The organism is Saliphagus sp. GCM10025317, from assembly GCF_042663665.1.
GTDB lineage: Archaea > Halobacteriota > Halobacteria > Halobacteriales > Natrialbaceae > Natronosalvus.
The window spans coordinates 383,150-404,188 of the sequence record NZ_JBHTAQ010000007.1 but is presented as its reverse complement, the minus strand read 5'-3'; the positions used below and the strand labels follow the sequence as shown (position 1 = coordinate 404,188).

General features: G+C 63.2%; 18 protein-coding genes. 14 read left to right on the top strand and 4 right to left on the bottom strand.

Annotation, left to right across the window (positions count from 1 at the left end; genetic code table 11):
* The first annotated feature begins 225 nt into the window (after window positions 1–225).
* From ACFQS4_RS16540 to ACFQS4_RS16515, 6 genes are all read left to right on the top strand, one after another.
* Complete coding sequence (locus tag ACFQS4_RS16540; RefSeq protein ID WP_500194509.1) at window positions 226–831, top strand: undecaprenyl diphosphate synthase family protein; 606 nt, start codon at window positions 226–228, stop codon at window positions 829–831.
* A 606-nt stretch (window positions 832–1,437) separates the two neighbouring features.
* Window positions 1,438–2,751, top strand: coding sequence for a helix-turn-helix transcriptional regulator (locus ACFQS4_RS16535; RefSeq protein ID WP_500194507.1), 1,314 nt, complete (start codon window positions 1,438–1,440; stop codon window positions 2,749–2,751).
* Between the two features lie 178 nt (window positions 2,752–2,929).
* Window positions 2,930–3,517 (top strand): response regulator transcription factor, encoded by a 588-nt coding sequence (locus tag ACFQS4_RS16530; protein ID WP_500194505.1) that lies wholly within the window; start codon window positions 2,930–2,932, stop codon window positions 3,515–3,517.
* Between the two features lie 112 nt (window positions 3,518–3,629).
* Entirely contained in the window at window positions 3,630–5,120 is a 1,491-nt protein-coding gene (locus ACFQS4_RS16525) for an ATPase domain-containing protein (protein WP_500194503.1), read from the top strand.
* Complete coding sequence (locus tag ACFQS4_RS16520) at window positions 5,117–6,550, top strand: ATP-binding protein (RefSeq protein WP_500194500.1); 1,434 nt, start codon at window positions 5,117–5,119, stop codon at window positions 6,548–6,550. Before ACFQS4_RS16525 ends, ACFQS4_RS16520 begins: the two co-directional genes overlap by 4 nt.
* A gap of 573 nt (window positions 6,551–7,123) precedes the next feature.
* The gene (locus ACFQS4_RS16515; RefSeq protein ID WP_500194498.1) at window positions 7,124–7,768 is read left to right on the top strand and encodes a DUF7344 domain-containing protein; all 645 of its coding nucleotides are present in this window, start codon (window positions 7,124–7,126) and stop codon (window positions 7,766–7,768) included.
* 121 nt (window positions 7,769–7,889) lie between these two features.
* Here ACFQS4_RS16515 and uppS read toward each other — a convergent pair whose 3' ends face one another.
* Window positions 7,890–8,855 (bottom strand): polyprenyl diphosphate synthase, encoded by a 966-nt coding sequence (gene uppS, locus ACFQS4_RS16510; protein WP_500194495.1) that lies wholly within the window; start codon window positions 8,853–8,855, stop codon window positions 7,890–7,892.
* A gap of 170 nt (window positions 8,856–9,025) precedes the next feature.
* Here uppS and ACFQS4_RS16505 point away from each other — a divergent pair, with 170 nt between their 5' ends.
* The 8 genes from ACFQS4_RS16505 (at window position 9,026) to ACFQS4_RS16470 (ending at window position 15,537) form a co-directional block, all read left to right on the top strand.
* Window positions 9,026–9,427 (top strand): DUF5778 family protein, encoded by a 402-nt coding sequence (locus tag ACFQS4_RS16505; protein WP_500194493.1) that lies wholly within the window; start codon window positions 9,026–9,028, stop codon window positions 9,425–9,427.
* A 215-nt stretch (window positions 9,428–9,642) separates the two neighbouring features.
* Window positions 9,643–10,749, top strand: a complete 1,107-nt coding sequence (gene ahbB, locus ACFQS4_RS16500; protein ID WP_500194491.1) for a siroheme decarboxylase subunit beta — start codon at window positions 9,643–9,645, stop codon at window positions 10,747–10,749.
* 19 nt (window positions 10,750–10,768) lie between these two features.
* Window positions 10,769–11,422 carry a precorrin-2 dehydrogenase/sirohydrochlorin ferrochelatase family protein gene (locus tag ACFQS4_RS16495; RefSeq protein ID WP_500194488.1) on the top strand — a complete coding sequence of 218 codons (654 nt, stop codon included), beginning with the start codon at window positions 10,769–10,771 and terminating at the stop codon, window positions 11,420–11,422.
* Window positions 11,419–12,762, top strand: coding sequence for a glutamyl-tRNA reductase (hemA, locus tag ACFQS4_RS16490; RefSeq protein WP_500194486.1), 1,344 nt, complete (start codon window positions 11,419–11,421; stop codon window positions 12,760–12,762). Before ACFQS4_RS16495 ends, hemA begins: the two co-directional genes overlap by 4 nt.
* A gap of 50 nt (window positions 12,763–12,812) precedes the next feature.
* Complete coding sequence (locus ACFQS4_RS16485; protein WP_312910216.1) at window positions 12,813–13,094, top strand: 4a-hydroxytetrahydrobiopterin dehydratase; 282 nt, start codon at window positions 12,813–12,815, stop codon at window positions 13,092–13,094.
* Between the two features lie 25 nt (window positions 13,095–13,119).
* Window positions 13,120–13,545, top strand: a complete 426-nt coding sequence (gene lwrS / locus ACFQS4_RS16480) for an LWR-salt protein (protein WP_500194484.1) — start codon at window positions 13,120–13,122, stop codon at window positions 13,543–13,545.
* A gap of 120 nt (window positions 13,546–13,665) precedes the next feature.
* The gene (locus ACFQS4_RS16475; RefSeq protein ID WP_500194482.1) at window positions 13,666–14,952 is read left to right on the top strand and encodes a M48 family metallopeptidase; all 1,287 of its coding nucleotides are present in this window, start codon (window positions 13,666–13,668) and stop codon (window positions 14,950–14,952) included.
* A gap of 57 nt (window positions 14,953–15,009) precedes the next feature.
* Entirely contained in the window at window positions 15,010–15,537 is a 528-nt protein-coding gene (locus ACFQS4_RS16470; protein WP_312910220.1) for a PadR family transcriptional regulator, read from the top strand.
* 30 nt (window positions 15,538–15,567) lie between these two features.
* Here ACFQS4_RS16470 and ACFQS4_RS16465 read toward each other — a convergent pair whose 3' ends face one another.
* The 3 genes from ACFQS4_RS16465 to purH form a co-directional block, all read right to left on the bottom strand.
* Window positions 15,568–17,283, bottom strand: a complete 1,716-nt coding sequence (locus ACFQS4_RS16465; RefSeq protein ID WP_500194478.1) for a histidine kinase N-terminal 7TM domain-containing protein — start codon at window positions 17,281–17,283, stop codon at window positions 15,568–15,570.
* Between the two features lie 377 nt (window positions 17,284–17,660).
* On the bottom strand, window positions 17,661–18,797 hold the full coding sequence (locus ACFQS4_RS16460; RefSeq protein WP_500194476.1) for a sensor histidine kinase: 1,137 nt from the start codon (window positions 18,795–18,797) through the stop codon (window positions 17,661–17,663).
* A gap of 548 nt (window positions 18,798–19,345) precedes the next feature.
* The gene (gene purH, locus ACFQS4_RS16455; RefSeq protein ID WP_500194474.1) at window positions 19,346–20,980 is read right to left on the bottom strand and encodes a bifunctional phosphoribosylaminoimidazolecarboxamide formyltransferase/IMP cyclohydrolase; all 1,635 of its coding nucleotides are present in this window, start codon (window positions 20,978–20,980) and stop codon (window positions 19,346–19,348) included.
* Between the last annotated feature and the right edge of the window lie 59 nt (window positions 20,981–21,039).

Genomic DNA, 21,039 nt, shown 5'->3' with positions numbered 1-21,039 from the left:
GAAGGTTCGTCAACTGCCCCGGGCGTGTCGAGGCGACGCATTCGGTCGCTCGAGTGCTCAACCGGCCCAGATCGGTCGGTTGGCCGATTCGAAAATCGTCCCACTCTCGCCTCCTATCGTCCCACTTCTGTCCGCCTATTGCCCTACTATCGCCCTACTGCTAACCCGCCCACCGAACGAGCTCACACCGTAATCGGTATCTGCCGGCCGGGAATACGAGACGTCGTGGGCCTGTACGAACGGTATCTCGCCGCACGGATCCGTCACCACGAGGGTGAGCCGCCGGCTCACGTCGCACTCGTGATCACCGAACGTGACCTCCTCGAGCGCGGTGCCTACGAGACGCTCGCGGAGTTCTTCACCTGGGCCTTCGAGTACGCCGAGCGCGTCACCGTTTATGTGAGCGTGCTCGACGCGGCGGCCGTACCGACGCTGCGACGCGAACTCGAGGAAATCGACGCCCCTCGAGCGGTAGCCGTCCGAGGACCGGACGACCGACAATCGGCGGACACGCCAATCCAGATCGGAATCGGGCTCGGTGGAAAACACGAATTTACGAGTGCAGTCCGGACGCTCGCCGAGCACGTCGAAGCAGGCGACCTCGAGCCGTCGATGATCGACGACGACGATGTCGAAACACACCTGATCTTCCCGGACGAACCAGATCTCGTGATCAAGACCGGTGCCGAACGGCTCTCGGACTTCATGATCTGGCAGTCGGTCTACTCCGAACTGTACTTCACCGACGTCAACTGGCGCAACGTTCGAAAGCGGGATTTCCTCCGAGCAGTCCGGGAGTTCTGTAATCGCTCGAGGCGGTTCGGGCGGTGACGGCCAGCACGGTTTGATTCGTGTCCGCGACGGGGCCGGACAGTGTTCTCGAGAGGGCGACACGTGATCATCTCCACGGGAACGGGTGGGACGGTGGCGCGAATACCTCGTTCCGGGACGGAATGGTGTCACTCTCGGATATACCGAAACATTTTGGGACAAGGACAAAGCCCCCTCAGTTCCCAGAATTGGAACAGAGATAGCAAGTCTATCGGAAGGCCCCTCACGAATATCGAGCACCCCCGTAGGATGGCGTGAGTGGGCCGGGGAAGCGTGTATCCGGATCAGGTTGACGGTGCGACCAATCCTCGACGAGCGGAGAACGGCTACACGAGTACAATCACGACAAGACGCGTGCTGTCTGGACAAATGGCAAGAAAACGTAACGGTAACGCGGTTCAGTCGAGTCGTCCACCGAACGATGGGCGACGTAATCCAGCGGCGGCCAGGTACCGTCAGAGGAAACGACAGTACGACCACGAACGTTCGCGACGGCCATCGACGGAGCCGACGGGTGATGGTCAGTCAGAGGCACCGATGAGGGGCACACGGAACCCTGTCCCTGTCGGGACAGCAGTCAGATGATAACCGGTGACTAAAACGCGTATGAAATTAGAGGAATTCAAACGAGAGCACATTCAAGAGGGGACGAACGTTCTCGTTCTCTCGCCGCTCACCCCCCATGGGACGAAAGCGTTCACGGAGCTGCTTTCGACTACCAACCCGTCCAGGACGAACATGGCTGTCGTGACGTACACGCAGCCACCGAGCATGTGGTTGACCGACTGGGAAGCCGCCGATAACGGCCCACCAAACGAAATTACCTTCATCCACAACGGATCGGAACCTGGCGAGGAGATTAGTACCGACCAGCAGCGGTCTGGAACGATAAATACGGTCCGTGCAAGCCCACAGGACCCCATCGACGTCGTCACCCATCTCGGCGACGAACTGAAACGCTGGCAAGACGACGGCAGGCAGTCGGTCATCTCCGTCCAGACGTTGACGATCCTGCTCGAGTACATCGATTTCGACACTGCATTTCGATATCTGCACATTCTCATCCACCGCGTGCAGGCTGCTGGAGCGATCGGGTACTACCAGATGGATCCCACGATCCACGACGAGGAAACGATCAACACGCTCTCGGTACTCTTCGACATCGTTGCCGAGGTCAGTCAAACCGAAACCGGCGAAGACGACTGGACACTCGTCGGGAGCAAGTCACGCGCGGACGCCCCCCACGAGCCCGATCGCGATCAAGACGCCGCAGCGTTGACATCGGAGCGAGAAGAGTTGGATCAATCGACCCACGAACGTGCGCCCGACATCGAACGCCACCACGAACCGCGACGAGACAGCGGCGGAGACGAACACTCGCCGCTCACCGAGTTCAAGACCTGGGTTAGCTCGCTCTGGTCAGGCGATGGAAGCAACAGAATCGACGGAGACGGTGGAGGTAGCAGTGCTCGGAAGCAAACACGCGACCGGACGCTCGACGGCGGCGAAACCGGCCCTGCGACTAACGGATCGCCCGATACGGAGACGGACCAGCCACCCCGTGACGTCGACACCGAACCGCCAACACCATCCCAGAACGGATCGAACGGAACCAGCGAATCGATCGAATCGTCGGCGGCACCCGAGTCGGACGATCCGCTGCTGACGGACCAAGAACAGATCCAGCAGTTGATCGCCCAGTCTGGCGGCCGAATGCGACAGTCGGACCTCGTCGAGGAAACTAAATGGTCGAGTTCCTCCGTCAGTCGCAAGCTCTCGAGCATGGAAGAAGATGGGTTGATCACGCGCGTGCAGGTTGGCCGCGGCAATCTCGTTTTCCTCGCCGGCTACGAACCCGACGCGGCCGTCTCTCCATCCGGCACGTCGAGCGAACGAACGACGCCGCTGAAAGGCGAATAGGTCGTCTGCTGTCGGTCTGACGGTTGCACAGCCGCGCTCGAGATCGGGTGTACGTGCCGGTAACGCTGGATGGGACAGACCGGGATTGGTTGGGATGGCCGAAATTACTAAGGTATGGAAGCAGATACCAAAGAGCGTCAAATACGACACGAGCGACAACATATTTCCTGTATAATACATGGCGACATCAACAAACACATCGGACGACTCGAATGGGGGGACGGTGCTCATCGTCGACGATGAGCCCGCAATTACCAGTGCGTACGCGAGGTGGCTCGAGGGGAGTTACGAGGTCAAAGCCGCAAACAGCGGCCCGGATGCGCTCGAGAACCTCGACGAGAGGGTCGACGTCGTCCTGCTCGACAGGCGCATGCCGGACGTCTCCGGTGACGAACTCCTGGAGACGATTCGGGAGCGCGACCTGGATTGTCGGGTTGCGATCGTCTCGGCCGTCGAGCCGGACTTCGACATCATCGACATGGGGTTCGATATGTACCTCGAAAAACCGGTTTCGGAGCCGAACGAACTCCGGGAGACGGTCTCGAAACTGCTGGATCGGTCGACGTACGACGAACAGATGCAACAGTTCCTCTCGCTCGCCTCGAAGAAGGCGTCCCTCGAGGCGAAAAAGAGCGAAGACGACCTCTCTTCGAACGAAGAGTACCAGAAACTCGCCGAACAGGTCGATTCTCTGCGGGAAGACCTCTCGGCCACAGCGACAGAGCTGGACGACGAAGATCTCCGTGCGGAGTTCCGCAACCACTGATTCGTCCGTCGGTCATCGGACGCCGAACGCATCGGATCTCGTGAGACCGCTCGAGGATTGATCGACATAGAGACGAATACCCACACACCACACCGACGAAACGAGCGTATCCATGCCACCAGCAGATCGAATCTCGACCGGAATAGCCGGTCTCGACACGATTATCGACGGCGGATTGATCCCGAACAGAAGCTACCTGATACGAGGAAGCCCCGGAACGGGGAAGACGATGATCGGCCTGCACTTCTTGCTCGCAGGAACCGAAAACGGCGATCCAGAGGACGTCCTCTGTATTAATCTCGAGGAGTCCACGGCGGACATCACACGAAACGCCGTGTCCGTCGGCCTCGATCTGTCCCCCGTCGAGTTTCTGGACATGAGCCCGAGTTCGGATCTGTTCCGCGAGTCACAGAACTACAGCATCTTCTCCCCCGACGAGGTAGACCAGGAGTCGTTCGCCGACGAAGTAACCGCCCGGATCGAGGAGATCGAGCCCAGTCGCGTGTTCATCGATCCGATCACGCGACTTCGTCACCTCGTCCCTGACGAGTACCAGTTCCGCCAGCAGGTCATCTCCTTCATGCGGTTTTTACAGAATATGGATACCACCGTGATGTTCACGTCCCAGCACATGGTGGGGGCTTCCGACGACGATCTCCAGTTCCTGAGCGACGGGACGTTTCACCTCGAAAACACCGAACACGGGCGGACGATTTCCGTCCCAAAACTTCGCGGTTCGGACGCCAGGCGGGGCCCACACTCGCTTCGAATTCGAGACGACGGCGTCGACGTGTTTCCCCGCCTCACAATTCCAGAGCAGGCCGCCGATGCGGGGTTGGGAACGGTCCAGTCCGGCGTCCCGACGTTCGACGAACTGCTGATGGGCGGTATCGACCGGGGGACGATTACCGTCATCAGCGGGCCGACTGGCGTCGGCAAGACGACGACCGGTGCCCAGTTCATGAAAGAGGCCGCCGGACGTGGTGAGCGGTCGGTCATCTACATGTTCGAAGAGACCAAGAAGACGTTCTTCACGCGAGCCGAGAACGTCAACATCCCGGTCACGAACATGGTCGAACACGGAACGCTCGCCGTCGAAGAGGTCGAACCGCTCAACCGCTCCGCCGAGGAGTTCGCACACGAGGTACGACGCGAAGTCGAGGAAAACGACACGAAAATCGTGATGATCGACGGCATCAACGGGTACCGACTGTCGCTACGTGGCGAGCGAGAACGACTGATTCGGAAGCTTCATTCGCTGGGCCGATACCTGAAGTCCAGGGGGGTAACCGTAATTCTCGTCGAGGAGGTCGGGACGGTGGCGAGTCAGTTCGAAGCGACCGACGTCGACATTAGCTATCTCTCCGATAACATCATCTTCCTGCGATATATCGAGGTCGATGGTGAGATGAAGAAAGTCATCGGTGTGTTGAAAAAGCGGACGAGTGACTTCGAACGGACGATGCGCGAGTTCGAGATCTCGAGTCACGGTATCAAAGTCGGCGAGCCGCTCAGGAACCTCCAGGGCATTCTCAGCGGGATTCCGACGCGAACCGACGAACGACCTGCCCACCCCGATTCGACCCTCCATCCAGGCGAATGACTCCACCGTCGACCGGAAAACGGCAGGGAGCGAGCGACGACGAGTCGGCCGTCACGCCCCGAACGCGAGTCCTGTTACTCGTCGATCACGACCGGAACCGGCAGTTGCTCGTCGACTGGTTGACACCGAGATACGACGTCGTCGTCCCCGACGTCGTAGAGACGGTCGACGTCGCGTTCGACCTCTGTATCGTCGACGAAGGGGCGTTTAGACGGCTCGAGGAGTGGTGTACGTCCCGAAAGGAAGCCGTCCGACCGACGTTCTTGCCGTACCTGCTGGTCACGAATCGGTCCCACACGCCGGTCGCGCTGGACCGTCACTGTATCGACGCGGTCGTGACGGTCCCGGTCAGGAAAGCCGAGTTGCGCGAACAGATCGACGATCTCCTCGCCAAACGGCGAGAGTCGGTCGCGCTCACCGAGCAAAAGCGGCAAAGTCGCGAGCGATTCCAGACGCTCTTTCACACGGCACCGGATCCGGCGTTCGTCTTTCGAGCCAACGGCCTCGTCAGGGAGGTCAATCGGGCATTTTGTGCGAAGACGGGCCTCGAGCCCACTCAGGTCGTCGGCGAGTGCTTACAGGACCTGGACACGTTTTCGGACGACGTCCTCGAACAGCTCCGTCCGGTGGACGAGACAGGGGACGAGGAACGCGAAGTTGCGTACCGAACCGTCGACGGACGCCGCCGAATTGCGGAGGTCAACACAGCCAGGATCGACACCGCGAACGAACCCGAGGAGATTATCGGAACGTTTCGCGACGTGACCGAGCAGCGCCGACAGAAACGCGAACTCGAGCGCCAGAACAAGCGCCTCGACGAGTTCGCGAGCATTCTCGCTCACGAACTGCGAAATCCGCTCGGCATCGCCCAGATGTACCTCTCCATCGCTCGAGAGAGCTACGAACCGGAGGATTTCGAGCAGGTCGACGACTCGCTCGAGCGGATGAGCGAGATGATCGACGAACTGCTCTCGCTCGCCAGAGAGGGCGAAACGCTCGACGTCACCGAACGGGTCTCACTCGATGCTGTCGTCGACGACGCCTGGTCGCAGGTGGCCGCGCCCGAGGCAACGCTCCGAACGGAGTCGCTGTCGGGAACCGTCGAGGCGGACGTCGATCGGCTCGAGCGAGTGTTCGAGAACCTGTTTCGAAACGCCATCGAGCACGCAGGGGACGACGTGACGGTGCGAGTCGGGGTGCTCGAGAACGGACGATCGGGCGTGTTCGTCGAGGACGACGGTCCCGGCATCGACCCCGACGACCGCGAGACGATTTTCGACCGGGGGTTCACGACCGGAGGCAACGGGACCGGCCTCGGCCTCCCGATCGTCAAGCAAATCGTCGAGGCACACGGGTGGGAGATCGAAGCGGTCGACAGCGAGCGCGAAACCGGCGCGCGATTCGAGATCGGTGGACTGCATCCTTCCTGAGAAGGGGTCTCGGCTTCGACGGCAGTCTTACGAGCGAGTACCCTGGCACGGCACCATAGGGTTGAGAACTCGTCTCTCGAATCTCGAGTGGCGTCGTCTCGAGAGAGTTTGTACTGTACAGCGCCGATCCATCGTCGCAGTGTAACGTTGTGTGAGTTGCAACCCGAGAGCGCGACGAGACGAATTCGACACTCCTCGAGGGCGATGTGGCTCCGCCGTGGGACGCCTGTCGCGACACGTAGAGACGACGGGCCGAACGCGCGCCTCACACAGGAACACTGACTAATAGCGCCCGATCCGAAGCCCAGTAATAAATCTTTCGTCTGTCCCGGGCTATTGCACGGCAAGTTTGCGAAAGAGCGTGAAATGGCGCGAAAAACGCAAATTGCAAGCAACGTTTACACCTCGGTAAGCACCGTTTACGATTTCCAGGTATTGCCGCCACTGCTGCGGGTTTTGGATTCTGCAACAGTTTTCGAGCGGCGGAAACAATTGTAGAGGCCACTGCAACTGTTCGAAATTTACTGGATGAGGTTTATCGCTTTATTACCCTCTCCGCTATCGTACCTGATGATGAGTCAGTCACGAACCGCATCCACGACGCACGACACACCGGCCGTCGACGAATCCCCCATCAGCGGATCCGCGCCCGAAGACGCAGACGCGGAGGAAGAGCTCACCCTTTCGAAGGACGAAATCTTCCACCTGCTGCAAAACGAGCGTCGTCGCTTCGTCCTGCAATACTTGCAGGGGAAAGACGACTCCGTACGCATGCCTGACATCGCGGAACAGGTAGCTGCCTGGGAGAACGACACGACTGTCGAGCAACTGTCCTCACAGGAGCGCCAGCGCGTGTACATCCCGCTCTACCAGTCCCACCTGCCCAAGCTGGACAAGGCCGGGATTATCGACTACAACCAGAGTCGCGGCATCGTCGAGCGGAAACCCCTCGCCGACGAGATGGACCGATACATCGACGCCGAGCGGGACGGCGACGACCAGGGGCCGGACGCCAGCACGAGCCCCGACTTCGCGTCGGGCCGCTTCGTGGGCTTCACCGGCGTCTCCGCGATGGTATTCCTCGGTGCCATCCTCGAGGTCACGGCCTTCTCGCCGCTCTCGATGGCCATCCTGTTCGCCGTCGCGCTCCTGGGATACACCCTGATGACGGCAGAGAAGTTCAACGACGGCGTCTTCGGCCGAACCGACCAGTCGTAAGTATCTTTTATCGTCGCTCGTCGCGGTGACGCTACGGCTACTCGAGTTGCAACTGTACGTAGGCCGCAGAACGGTACGCCGACTCGCGGTTACGCGAATTCTCACCGGGTAGCGGAGCCGATCAATCCGCCACCCGTCCGTTCGAGTCGACCGTTTCGACCCGTCCGTCGGCATCGGCGCTCAGGTTCTCGAGTTCGTCGACTGCCGACTGTTCGGCCGTCGGCAAGGAATCGCGAAACCGCGAGAGGATCGCCCGCGCATCGGCGAGTTCGGGTTCGCTCACGGCACCCAGCAGCGCCAGCGCCCGTCGAGCGCGCGTCCGTCGCCAGGACGCCTCGCGGTGTTCGTAGGTCCTAATCCCGCGCAGGAAGTCGGCTTTGGAGAACTCCGGCCAGTACGGCGCACAGAAGTATACCGCAGCCTCGTTGCCGTTGGCGTGCCAGGGCAGGAAGTTCGAGGTTCGCTCGTCGCCGCCGGTTCGGATGATCAGATCCACGTCGCGAACCGACTGCCCATATAAGCGCTCGTCGATCGTCTCGACGTCGATGTCCGCCGGCGAGAGCGTCCCCGCCTCGACGTCTCGAGCGACGCTCCGGGCGGCCTCGAGCAGGTGGGTCCGACCGCCGTAGGCAAGTGCGATATTGAGGACGAACCGGTCGTAGTCGGCCGTCCGCGACTCCGCGTAGTCGATGGTCTCGCGAACCCGGGGCGGCAGGCGCTCGATGTCGCCGATGGCGCGGATGCAGACGCCGTTGTCGTGGACGCGGTCGGCGTCGGCGAACTCCCGGAGTTTCTCACAGAGTAGGTCGAACAGCGCCTCCCGTTCGTGTTCGGGTCGGGAGAAGTTCTCCGTCGAGAACGCGTAGAGGGTGAGTTCCTCGACGCCGATTTCCTGGCACCACTCGAGGACTCGTTCGGTCGTGTCGGCGCCGGCGCGATGCCCGTCGGGGGCGTCGTCGCCGCGTTGCCGGGCGTAGCGGCGATTCCCGTCCTGGATCACGGCGACGTGCGTCGGCGCGCCGGAGACCTCGCTCGAAAGCAGCCGCTCGTAGCCCCAGTTGATCCGCCGGCGAAGCCAACTCCTCATCGTCGATACCAAGAATGGCTAACGTTATGGTTCTTGTGTGTGTTTCGTCCGCAAACAGCTCGTTCGAGTGGCGAGGTCCTGTTCTGTCTCGCAGTCGCACGGAGTTGGGAGGGAGAAAGGTATCGACGAGAACCGTGACGGCTATCCGTCGGCGCACTAACCCTCGAGACATGGCAAACGCGATCGACGAGGACCTCTACCAGCGGACGAAGGCGTTGCTCGAGCCGGGGGACATCCAGCTCAACGGGGCGGTCGTCCACACCGAGTACGGCTCCGACGAGGACGTCCAGATGATGCAAGCGACGATCGACGTCGGCGACATCATCGCCGAGCACGCGGGTCACGAGCCGAACGACTGCTTCGTCTACTCGGGCAACGACGACCCGAACTTCTCCTCGAACCAGCACCAGGGGCTGACCCTCGAGGACGAGGAGTTCGTCTGGGAGTGCCAGCAGCTATTGCGCCAGGGGACGTTCGACATCGTGATTTACTACGAGGCGAGCGCCGACCACGAGGCGATCCTCGAGGATATCGAGGAGTTGGGCTACGACGTGACTGGCGTCGAAGGCTAGTTCGGAACGGGATACCTGTTTCATCGAGCCGCAACCACCCCGGCTCTTAGTCGGTTTAGCTATAAAATGTATAGTATTGGTCAGTACACCGCGGACTCGTCCACTTTCAACGTCGTAGACGGCCGAGGTACTCGAGTGTGCGTTCGTCGCCATCGGCTATCCGGTCGAGAGGCGCTCCCGAGGCGCTTATGTCCCGTCCGTCCCGACATCCGTGCATGAACACGGACGTCGACCTCACCGAGCGCGAACGGGCGGTCGTCAACGCCTTCCAGGGCGGTTTTCCGGTCGTCGAATCGCCCTTCGAGCCGGCGGCGGCCGCCATGTGCGAGGCCGGGGTCGCGATCACCGCGAACGAACTCCTCGAGACCGTGGCCGACCTCGACGAACGGGGCATCCTCTCCCGGTTCGGCCCCCTCGTGAACGCCCAGGAGATCGGCGGCGCGGCGACCCTGGTCGCGATGCACGCCCCCGAAGACCGGTTCGATGAGGTCGTCGAGGCGGTCAACGATCATCTCGAGGTGGCGCACAACTACGAGCGCGAGCATCCGCACCTGAACGTATGGTTCGTCGTCTCGGTTGCCGACGAGGCGGAAGTCGAGCGAGTGCTCGAGGACATCGAAGCCGAAACCGGCCAGGAGACGTACAACCTGCCCAAACTGCAGGAGTTCCGCGTCGAGGCGAAGTTCTACGTCGACGGCCCCCTCCAGGACGGCGGCCTCGACCTGACCGACCTCGGCCCCGCCGTCGAGCCGACTGACCGCGCGTCGTTGACGCCCGCCGAGCGCGACCTCGTCCTCGAGGTCCAGAACGGGTTCCCGATCACCGACACGCCCTACGCCGACGTGGCCGCGGCCATCGGGCAGGACCTCGAGTGGACGCTCGAGACGCTCGCCCGGTTCGACCGGGAAGGGAAAATTCGACGGATCGGCGTGATCCCGAACCACTACGCGCTCGGCTACACGGAAAACGGGATGACGGTCTGGGACGTCCCCGACGAGGTAGTTTCCGAGGTCGGTCCCGAGGTGGCCGCCCTGCCGTTCGTCACCCACTGCTACGAGCGCCCGCGCCACGAGGGCGTCTGGCCGTACAACGTCTTCGCGATGACCCACGGTCGGAGCGAGGCCGAGAGCGATCGACGCGTCGAACAGGTCCGGGAGACGATGGCCGAGTACTGGGACGTCACGGACGACGACTGGGACACCCTGTTCTCGACGCAGATCCTGAAGAAGACCGGGATCAGGCTCGCGGAGCGGGCGGACGCGAACACCGAGTCGGAGACGGACACGGACACGCAGACGCAACCCGAGGCGACGTCGCGATAACCCCCTCGAGACGCTACCGATGATCCCACTGTTTCACGACTTCACGGACGCGACCGTCCTCGTCTTCGGCGGCGGCCCCGTCGGCGCGCGCAAGGCTCGCCGGTTCGCCCGCGAGGCGCAGGTGTACGTCGTCAGTCCCGACTTCGGCGACGCGGACTTCGACGACGCCGAGCGGATTCGAGCGGCTCCCGACCCCGCGGACGTGGCGGAGTGGCTCGAGCGCCACGACCCCGCGCTCGTCGTTGCCGCGACCGACGACGAGACGGTCAACGACGCTGTCGTCGCCGCCGCTCGAGACCGCGGCGTCCTTGTCAACCGGGCCGACAGGGCCGGATCGCGCGAGCCGGGGAGCGTCGTCGTGCCCGCGACCGTCGAGGACCCGCCCGTGACCGTCGCAATCGGAACCGGAGGAACCGCCCCCGCGCTGAGCAAGTACCTCAGGCAAGAACTCGAGGACGCGCTGGCAGGCGCCGGCGAGATGGCGACGTTGCTCGCGGAGCTGCGAGCGGAACTTAAGGCCCGCGAGGTCGACCCCGAGCGACGGCGGCAGATCGTCACAGACGTCGTCAATACGTCGTCGGTTTGGACAGCTTTACGTACGGGTACCACCAACCACCGGCAAGTGATCGACGACGTGCTAGCTGAGGAACGACTGGGTGGTGAGTCGCGGTGATCCGCGCGGGCGTGGTCTCCGGGATGCGGGTGACCCACGAGAGCGGCGGCATCGACGACATCGCCGCGGCCAGCCCCGAGAGCCAGCGACTGGCCGTGCACACCCTGGTGTCCGCCCCGGACGTCGAAGAGGCGTACGTCCTCTCGACGTGTAACCGGGTCGAAGCCTACGTCGTCACCGCCGACCCGACCGACGGACGGACAGCCCTCGAGGCGTTCTTCGAGGGCGTCGACGCGGATGCGCTAATCGCGAGCGACCACGAGTCGAGTCTCAGACACCTCCTCCGGGTCGCCGCCGGCCTCGAGTCGGTCGTCGTCGGTGAGGACCAGATCATCGGACAGGTGCGGACGGCCTACGAGGACGCCCGTGCCGGCGGCGGCATCGGCGAATTACTCGAACGAGCCGTCACCAAAGCGATCCGGGTCGGGGAACGCGCACGCACCGAAACGGCGATCAACGAGGGCGTCGTCTCCCTGGGCTCGGCCGCGACCCGACTCGCCGCGACAGACCTCGACCTCGAGGGCGAAACCGCCCTCGTCGTCGGCGCCGGCGAAATGGGGCAACTCGCCGCCCGCAGTCTCGCCGATTCGGGCGTCGACGAGGTCGTCGTCGCCAACCGAACCGTTCCACACGCCGAACACCTGGTCGACGACCTTTCAGTCAAGGGGGCGGCCGTTTCCCTCGAGGCGCTCGAGGCGGTCGCGGCCGACGCAGGAGTCGTCATCGCGGCGACCGGCAGCGCCGCCCCGGTCCTGGAGCCGACCCACCTCGGCGCGCGCGAGCAGGTCGTCGTCGACCTCGGTCAGCCCCGCGACGTCCGCCCTGCCGCCGGTTCCCTCGAGACCGTGACGCTCTACGACCTGGACGACCTCGAGGAACTCACCGCGGAGACCCGCGAGCAGCGCCTGGACGCCGCTCGCGATGTGGAAGCCATCGTCGACGCGGAGTTCGACCACCTCTGTGCGCAGTACAAGCGCGCCCGCGCCGACGAGGTGATCGCGGCGATGTACGAGTCCGCCGAGCGACTGAAACGACGCGAACTCGAGACGGCACTCTCGCGACTCGAGGCGACGGGCGAGGGACTCACCGACGACCAGCGCGAGATTATCGAGGCGATGGCCGACGCGCTAGTCGGCCAGTTGCTCGCCCCGCCGACGAAGAGCCTGCGGGAGGCCGCCGCCGAGGACGACTGGGCGACGATCAACACGGCCCTGCAGCTGTTCGATCCGGACTTCGGTGGCGACGACGGGATCGGCGCGGCCGGTGTGAGGACGGCGACAGCCGCGAGTGAGGCGACCGCCGACCGGGACGCCTCGATCGGCGCGCTCGACGACGATTGAGGCGGGTCGTCGGCACAATCGTTATTTCACTGGCTTGCGTTCGAGGGATTATGGCTGACGTACTCTCCGACGACGAAATCTCGGACCGACTCCCGGCAGCGTGGGACCGCGAGGGCGACGAAATCGTTCGCGTCTACGAGTTCGACGACTACCTGCGCGGGGTGAACTTCGCCCAGATGGTCGGCGAAATCGCCGAATCACAGTTCCACCACCCCGAGATAACGATCCGCTACGACGAAGTCGAGATTCGACTCACGACCCACGACGCGGGTGGGATCACGGAGGACGACCTCGAGATGGCGGAGTTGATAGAGTCCGAACACGGCGCCTGAATCGGCACTATACCAGAACGGAACGATGGAGGCACACTACGCGTTCCTGGTCGAAGCCAGACTCACGCCCGTCGACCCCGGGCTGACAGTCGATTCACCCGTCGTCGAGCGACGCTGTCTGCTCGAGGCGGCCGAACCCGGCAACCAGGGGTGGCGGCTGTTTCGCGATCTCCTCTGGCGCGGCGAACTCGGCGACGAGCGCCACGCTGGAGCGCTGATCTCCGAGAAACTCGGGCTGCCAGTCGAGACCGTCGAGTTCCGGGCGTTCTACGCGGACGAACCCTACCTCGAGGCCCTGAAATCGGCGGTCGAGGACGACCTCGAGTCGTTCAAGGCCGACGACGTCACCGAGGTCCTCTCGAAATACTTTGGGTCGTCGCTCGAGGTCGGCGTCGATCCGATGGGCGGGCCCGACGGGCCCGACGGGTCCGGCAGGTCCGACACGGACTGACGCCGTCGAATCGAACTCGAGGTCGAGTGCGATCATCGCGACCAGTTCGAACCCGGGGCCAGCAATTTCGAACCCCGCCTCACCAACAGCGTTAACCCACCTGCGTGACAGAAGTCGGGTATGCTCGGCTATCGCCTCGCGTTTCTCGTCCTGATTGTCGGGACGACCGCGTTCTTCAGCGCGCTCTCGTTCCTGAACGTCCGCTACGGCGAACGGGCGCTCGAGCGCGAGCGGGAGTGGGTCACCAGCCGTCTGGACTTCGACGACCTCGACCGCGTGGCCGCCTACCAGCAGGCGACGACCCGTCTCTCACAGGTTCAGACCTGGGCCACCCTCGCACTCGTCCTCGCCGCGCTCTACTCCGGGGCGCTCGCCGCCGTCGTGGACGCGCTCGAGGGACTGGGCTACGGCCCGGTCGTCACCGGCGTCGGCTTCTTCGCCGGCATCGTCGTCACCCTCCAGCTGTTCTCGCTCCCGTTCGACGCCTACGACACGTTCGTGATCGAGGAGCGGTTCGACTTCAACGAACAGACACCGGCTCTGTTCGTCAAGGACCTCGTCCTCGGGACGCTCGTCGGCCTCTGCATCACCGCCGGGCTCGCCGCCGGCGTCCTCTGGTTTATTGCTACCGTCCCGACCTACTGGCCCCTCGCCGCCGTCGCCCTCTACGTCGCCTTCTCGCTCACGATGCTCGTCGTCTATCCGCGTGTGATCGCGCCGCTGTTCAACGACTTCGAGCCCATCGAAACCGGCGACCTCCGGGAAGCCGTCGAGCGCGTCTTCGAGCGCGCGGGATTCTCCTGTGACGGCATCTACCTCATGGACGCGAGCAAGCGCTCCTCGCACTCGAACGCCTACTTTGTCGGCTTCGGACGGACCAAACGGGTCGTCCTCTTCGACACGCTGGTCGACCAGATGACCCTCGAGCAGGTCGAGGCCGTCCTGGCTCACGAACTCGCCCACTGGAAGCGCGCGCACATCTGGAAGCAGTTCGGCGTCGGCACCCTCCGCGTGGGTGCAATGTTCGTCGCGCTCTGGGCGCTCCTCCAGACCTCGTGGCTGTACGCGATGTTCGGCCTCCCGGAGACCGCCTACGTCGGCCTCGCCGTCGGCGCGCTCTGGATTCAGCCGCTAGCGAAGCTCACCCGACCACTCGAGAACAAACTGTCCCTGGCCCACGAGCGAGAGGCTGACGCGTTCGCGACCGAGGTCATGGGAAGCGGCCAGCCGCTGATCGACGGGCTCTGTCGGCTGACCAGCGAGAACCTCTCGAACCCGTTCCCACACCCGTGGTACGCGACATTCCACTACACCCACCCGCCGATTCCCGACCGGATTCGCTACATCCAGGGCCTCGATGGCGAGTCACCCGAATCGACGGACCCGGCGGTCGCAGGCGGCGCCTGAACGTCACCTTCCGGCGACCGAAACCATTTATGCCCGCCGATTTAAATCAGGAGCATAATGCGGAAAAGTGGGCCGCCGAAAGGCATCATCGCGTACCTCGTCCTCGAGTTGCTCGAGGAGAAACCCCGATACGGCTACGAAATTCTCAAGGAAATCCGCGAGATCAGCGGTGGCCACTGGGAGCCGTCCTACGGGTCGGTGTACCCGATCCTCTACAAGTTCGAGGAGAAAGGGTGGGCCGAGCGCATCGAACGCGAGGACGAACCCGACCGGAAGTACTTCGAACTCACCGACGATGGCCGGGCCGAACTCGAGAACCGACGAGATGACAGCGCCGAAAAGGCGCGCGATTTCGCGGACGTGATCCTGGGCTTCTTCCACGTCTACGCCGCCTTCTCGACGGACGAACGATTCGAGATTCCGGAGCTCGAGGGGCAATGGCGTTTCGACGAAACGTTCAGCGCGTGGGTCGTCGAGCAGGTGGTTCGCCACCACGAGCACTACTTCGATGCGACGTTCGAGCGAATCGACGACACGCCTGAGGAGTTCTACGAACGACAGGGAATCGACGAGTCCGACTCCTGAACTTCGGGCTCGAGTTCGAGCCCCGGCAGATCACGACCCGCGTACCTGCTCGGACGGTAGCCTCGTAATTTCGAAGCGTGCGCCCTCGGTCGATCCGTCGGCAAGCGAGAGCGTCCATCCGTGGGCGTCGACGATCGTTCGGACGAGCTCGAGGCCGTACCCCGTACCGTCGGCCGAGGTCGTGTACCCTGGATCGAAGATTACCTCGCGCTCGGTCTCAGGGATTCCGGTGCCGGTGTCTTCGACGAAGATTCCACCGTCGAAGTCACCGACGGTTATTTCGACGCCCGGGCCGCCGTGTTCGATGGCGTTCCGCAGGAGGTTCTCGAACACGTGCTGGATCGTCGTCGGGTCGGCGTGGATCGTCCGGTCGGTCTCGACGACGAGGGTCGCCTCCTTTCTGTCGACGGCGCTCCAGGCAGTGTCCAGCACGCTTCCCAGGGAAAGGTCCTCTCGCTCACCGACTCGGTCGCCTCGCCGGGCCAGTGCGAGGATGTCGGTCACGATGCTCTCCATTCGCGAGTGTGCAATCGCGACGTTCTCGAGCGCCTCGCTGTCTGCGTCTGCGTCTGCGTCTTCGCGAGCGAGTTCGAGGTAGCCCTGGGCGACCGCCAGCGGGTTCCGGAGGTCGTGGGACACGGTCGCCGCAAACGCGTCCATCTGTTCGTACTGCGCCTCGAGTCGGCGCCTGGAACGTTGACTCTCGGTGACGTCGCGCAAGACGACGACCCAGCCGACCTGTCGGTTTCCGCGTTCGAGCGGTTCGGCGAGCGGTCTGACGTATCGGACCTCGCCGTCGACGTCGATCGGAATCGGCTCGTCCTCACCCGTGAGCGTTTCGAGGTCGAACGAGGGGAGCACCGACGCGAGCGGCGACCCGAAGTCGCCATCGAGGTGCTCGAGCAGCGTTCGTCCCCGCTCGTTCACGTGCACGATCCGACCGTCGGCGTCGAGGACGAACGTGCCGTCGGGCGAGTACTTGATGACCGTCGCGTAGGCGAGCGGCGGGAGCGAAAAGAGGCGGTAGCGGAAGATGGCGACCGCGAACGCGGTGGCGGCGATTGCGCCTGATACCGGGACCAGGTTTATCGTGTCGGATCCAAACGGCGGCACGGCGGATTTCGATAGGACCGCGAACACGAGTGGACTCGCGGCGCCGACGGTGAGCAAGCCCGCTTGCTGGTAATACGACGGACCGACGCGTCTTGCCTCGAGGCCGACGACGACGATCGCGGCGACCGTCAACGCGAGGGTGTATAGACTGAACACGTAGAATACAGGCCCGTCCTCGACGCGAACCAGGGTCAAGTCCCCTTCGATGACGTTTACGCCAGCGATGACGGCGTCGTCGGGTCCGACGAAGAGCAACACGACGAACAGCGTCGGAATAGCCACAACGCTGGCAACGACGTCCCATCGAAGCCACCGGTGGCGGTCGGTGTAGGCGAGGGCGAACAGGAACAGCAATGGCGAGACGAGCGCCACGCCGACGTGGAGGAGCTGGTAGAACAGCAGTTTCACGTCCGGGTCGGTGTGAATCAGTTTGAGGGCCGAAAATCCTGTCCACAGGAACGCACCGAACGAGAGGCCGAAGAAGAGGACGACTGACGGGTCCGCTCCCCGAGTTCGCACGCGAAACAGCGTGTAAACAACGATTATAAACGTAACTATCGTTGCAAAGAGAATTGGGAGTACGACTGGCGTGTATTGCCAACTCACACGACATACAGGGAAAGCGCACCACATGAGTGTATTGGCTGATCTCGGGGCGTTCAGCGACGACGTGGCAGGAAAGAATCACCCCGTTGGTTTCACTCGAGGTGGCCGATTGAGTCGTTCCGTTCCTCATCAGCCGTGGCTCGTGAAGGTTCTGCGAGCAAGACTCTGTGACGACTCGAATCCAACGCTAAGATGGCACGTGAGGAGAGAGGCCACTTCCCCTCCCCCTACCCTGCGGGCCGCTTCGGGTTCTCGCACGTGCTCGGCGAGGTCGACGGCTGACAGGCGGAGTTGTTGTGCCCACTCTACGTCGACGTCGGCTCAGTCACAATCGAATCGGACCTCGAGGGACGCTTGGGCGCCAGTGGACGTCTCGAGGCGTTCGCACGGTCAGGGGATGTCGCTTACGCCACGGTCGGTTCAGGCACCGTCTCGTCGTCCGACGATTCCGTGTGCGGGAGATCGATCGTGAACTGGCTTCCGTCGGGCCCCGTCTCCGTAACCTCGACGGTGCCGTCGTAGGTGCTGACCAGTTCGTCGACCAGGTACAACCCCAGCCCGTGGGTGGTCCCTCGTCCTTTCTTGCGCTCGAAGAGCGAGTCGATCGCGTCCACCCGAATCCCGGGTCCATTGTCTTCGATCCGAACGCGGACGGTGTCGTCCATCCGTTCGGCGATGACGCTCACGGTCGGGGTGTCGGCGTCGTTGTGCGTGACCGCGTTCGAGAGCACATTCCCGAAGACGCGAGGCAACAACTCGTCGGCCTGGACAACGAGTTCGTCCGGGACGTCCGTCCGAACCTCGACGTTGCCGTATCGGTTTGTAAGCTTGGTCACTTCGTCGGCCAGAACCCGAGTGAGGTCCACCGGGTACAGCTCGTGCATCCCTGAGGCCGCCTCCAGGAGGACGCGAACGTCGGCGATGACCGTGCTCATCTCGTTTGCCTCCTGGTGAATGATGGTGGCGTACTCCCTGTGCGCTGGATCCAGTTCCGACTCCGCTTCCAGGATCTGTGTCGCGTATCCGTCGATGATGTTTGCAGAGTTGAGTACCTCGTGTCTGAGCACGCTGTTCAGGTAGTCGAGCATCGTCCGTTGCTCCTCGAGCTGCTCGGATCGAACCGTCGCTCGCTCGGCGGCGATCGCCTGATCGATGGCCCGTCCCTCGAGGATGCCGAGCAACACGCCGACGCCGGCGCCGAAGGCGACCGCCCACCGCGTCCAGCCCACCACGATGCCCCACGATTCGGTCGGCATGACGGCCATGAATCCGACGTTGAGCAGAGTGAACGTGACGAACCCGCCGATCCACCACCAGGCGATCCGGGGATATCGACGGGACGAGAGCTCGACCTCTTCCAGCCAGTACCCGCCGTAGATAATTCCGATGGCGGCGATAGCGGTCGAGGCCGCACCCATCGCGAACGCGCCGTTGACGAGGACGTTCGCACCGAGGTCCCAGTATGTCAACACCTCCCCGGCCAGGACGGCGAGTAGCAGGGCGCCAAACCAGCGCAAAAGCCGGGGAAGTTTGTCGTGCATACCTGTATCGATTGCAGAACTGGCGGCGATGTTATTAAGGGATGTGGCCAACACATCAGCGTTCAGAACAGTTGACGGTAGCGTGATAAGGCGTATACGTCCGTTTCGTACCGTTCTCGAGTACGTCCACGTGACATAGTGTTATCAGGCATACAGATACCACGTCGTACCCGCTCGAGGCCATTTCGAGCGTCGACCTGATCGAACGAGGATTGCGAGTGAGTGCGAATCGTCGACAGCTACTGGTGTGTCGACCTAATCGTTCTCGGCTCAATCGTGCCGAAACCAACGACGGATATCGCTTCGCTCGTCCGTCGAGATTTCGACATGCTTTCGTTTCACTCAGTCGTACCGAAACGACCGCTGCCCCGTAAACAGCATCCTGCATCCACCTTTTTCTCGACGGGTTCTCTTCGATCACCCGTCTCCAAAAATCTGGACCAAAAATCCGCTCGTTCGCTTTGCTCACTCGCGGCTCAGTCGTGCCGAAACCAACGACGGACGTCGCTTCGCTCGTCCTTCGAGATTTCGGCATGCCTGCGTTTCACTCAGTCATGTCGAAATGACCGCTGACCCGTAAACACCATGCTCATACCGAGTTCGTTCGCCGCCTCGATCACGTCCTCGTCGTTGACCGAACCGCCGGGCTGGATCACCGCCTCGATTCCCGCCTTCGCCGCCTCCTCGAGCCCGTCCGGGAACGGGAAGAAGGCGTCCGAAGCCATCACCGCGCCCTCGGCAGACTTGCCCTCGGCGTGTTCCTCGGCCTTCATCGCCGCGAGTCGCACCGCGTCGACGCGAGAAACCTGGCCCATTCCCACGCCGACCGTCTCCGTACCCTTCGCGAAGAGGATGCCGTTCGACTTCACGTGTTTGAGCGTCTGCCAGGCGAAGACCATCGTCTCGAGTTGCTCGTCGGTCGGTTCGCGGTCGGTGACGACCTCGAGGTCGGTCGTCGAGAGCCGCTGGTCGTCGCGCTCCTGGACGAGTCGGCCGCCGACGAGGGGTTTCTCGGTGAACCGTTCGCTAGTGCCGTCCAGGTCGCCGACGTCAAGCACGCGCAGGTTCTTCTTTTCGCACAGGATTTCGAGGGCATCCTCGGCGTAGCCGGGAGCGACGACGACCTCCTTGAACGAGTCGGTGATCGCCGCAGCGGTTTCGGCGTCGCACTCCTGGTTGAGTGCGACGATACCGCCGAAGGCGCTCATGGGATCCGTCGAAAGGGCACGGTCGTAGGCCTCGGCGACGGTGTCGGCGGTGGCGCAGCCGGCCGGGTTCGTGTGCTTGATGACCGCGGCGGCCGGCTCGTCGAACTCCGTGATCAGGTTCAGGGCGCCGTCGGCGTCGTTGTAGTTGTTGTAGCTGAGCGCCTTCGCGCCCTCGTTGAGCTGGTCGGCGTGGACGACGGAGGCTTCCTCGCAGGTGTAGTCGGCGTAGACGGCCGCGTTCTGGTGGGGGTTTTCCCCGTATCGAAGGGTGTCGAGGCGGTCGCTCGAGGTGAGTCGGCGAGCCGGGAGTCCGCTATCTTCGTCGGCTTCGTCGGCTCCGTCGGCGTCGACCGTAACCGCCCCTCGCTCGAGGTCGACGTCCACCGCTCCCTCGGCGAACCACTTCACCACCCGCGGGTACGCGCGGAACTCGCCCTCGTAGAGCACGCGGTCTTTAAGCGTCTCGCGGGTGTCACCCTCGTAGACCGGCACCGGTTCCTGGGTGACGATCGGACCCATGTCGACCTCGCTCTCGACGACCTCGCCATCGTCGTCGGTGGCGTCGGTGACGACGTGGACCGTACATCCCGTGACGGCGACGCCAGCCTCGAGGGCGTCGCCCCAGGCGTCCATGCCGGGAAACGCCGGGAGCAAGGAAGGATGGACGTTGAGCGTCGTCGGCTGGGCCTCGAGGAACGTCTCCGAGAGGATGCGCATGTAGCCGTCGAGACAGACCAGGTCGTAGTCGTAGCCCTCGAGTGCGGCGTTGATGGCCTCTTCGTGGTCGCGTCGGCTCATCTCGTCCTCGAACGGGACGACTTCCGTCGGAACCCCGCGTTCGGCGGCGGCCTCGAGCACCGGCGCGTCGGCATCGTTCGTCAGGACGACGGCGAGTTCGGCGCCGCCCGGCGCACGGTCGGCGACGTTCAGCAGGTTCCGCCCGCGGTTCCCGGCGAGTCCAGCGAGTCGTGTCATACGTGGTGGGGCGCCCGCGAACGGCAAAGTGGTTGCGGTCTCGAGACGCGAAGTATGCA

Coding starts and splice junctions, on each gene's coding strand:
- lwrS (WP_500194484.1), top strand. CDS start 13,120: ATGGAGGCACACTACGCGTTCCTGGTCGAAGCCAGACTCACGCCCGTC.
- ACFQS4_RS16525 (WP_500194503.1), top strand. CDS start 3,630: ATGCCACCAGCAGATCGAATCTCGACCGGAATAGCCGGTCTCGACACG.
- ACFQS4_RS16495 (WP_500194488.1), top strand. CDS start 10,769: ATGATCCCACTGTTTCACGACTTCACGGACGCGACCGTCCTCGTCTTC.
- ACFQS4_RS16530 (WP_500194505.1), top strand. CDS start 2,930: ATGGCGACATCAACAAACACATCGGACGACTCGAATGGGGGGACGGTG.
- ACFQS4_RS16485 (WP_312910216.1), top strand. CDS start 12,813: ATGGCTGACGTACTCTCCGACGACGAAATCTCGGACCGACTCCCGGCA.
- ACFQS4_RS16475 (WP_500194482.1), top strand. CDS start 13,666: ATGCTCGGCTATCGCCTCGCGTTTCTCGTCCTGATTGTCGGGACGACC.
- ACFQS4_RS16520 (WP_500194500.1), top strand. CDS start 5,117: ATGACTCCACCGTCGACCGGAAAACGGCAGGGAGCGAGCGACGACGAG.
- ahbB (WP_500194491.1), top strand. CDS start 9,643: ATGAACACGGACGTCGACCTCACCGAGCGCGAACGGGCGGTCGTCAAC.
- ACFQS4_RS16515 (WP_500194498.1), top strand. CDS start 7,124: ATGAGTCAGTCACGAACCGCATCCACGACGCACGACACACCGGCCGTC.
- ACFQS4_RS16470 (WP_312910220.1), top strand. CDS start 15,010: ATGCGGAAAAGTGGGCCGCCGAAAGGCATCATCGCGTACCTCGTCCTC.
- ACFQS4_RS16505 (WP_500194493.1), top strand. CDS start 9,026: ATGGCAAACGCGATCGACGAGGACCTCTACCAGCGGACGAAGGCGTTG.
- ACFQS4_RS16535 (WP_500194507.1), top strand. CDS start 1,438: ATGAAATTAGAGGAATTCAAACGAGAGCACATTCAAGAGGGGACGAAC.
- ACFQS4_RS16465 (WP_500194478.1), bottom strand. CDS start 17,283: ATGTGGTGCGCTTTCCCTGTATGTCGTGTGAGTTGGCAATACACGCCA.
- uppS (WP_500194495.1), bottom strand. CDS start 8,855: ATGAGGAGTTGGCTTCGCCGGCGGATCAACTGGGGCTACGAGCGGCTG.
- ACFQS4_RS16460 (WP_500194476.1), bottom strand. CDS start 18,797: ATGCACGACAAACTTCCCCGGCTTTTGCGCTGGTTTGGCGCCCTGCTA.
- purH (WP_500194474.1), bottom strand. CDS start 20,980: ATGACACGACTCGCTGGACTCGCCGGGAACCGCGGGCGGAACCTGCTG.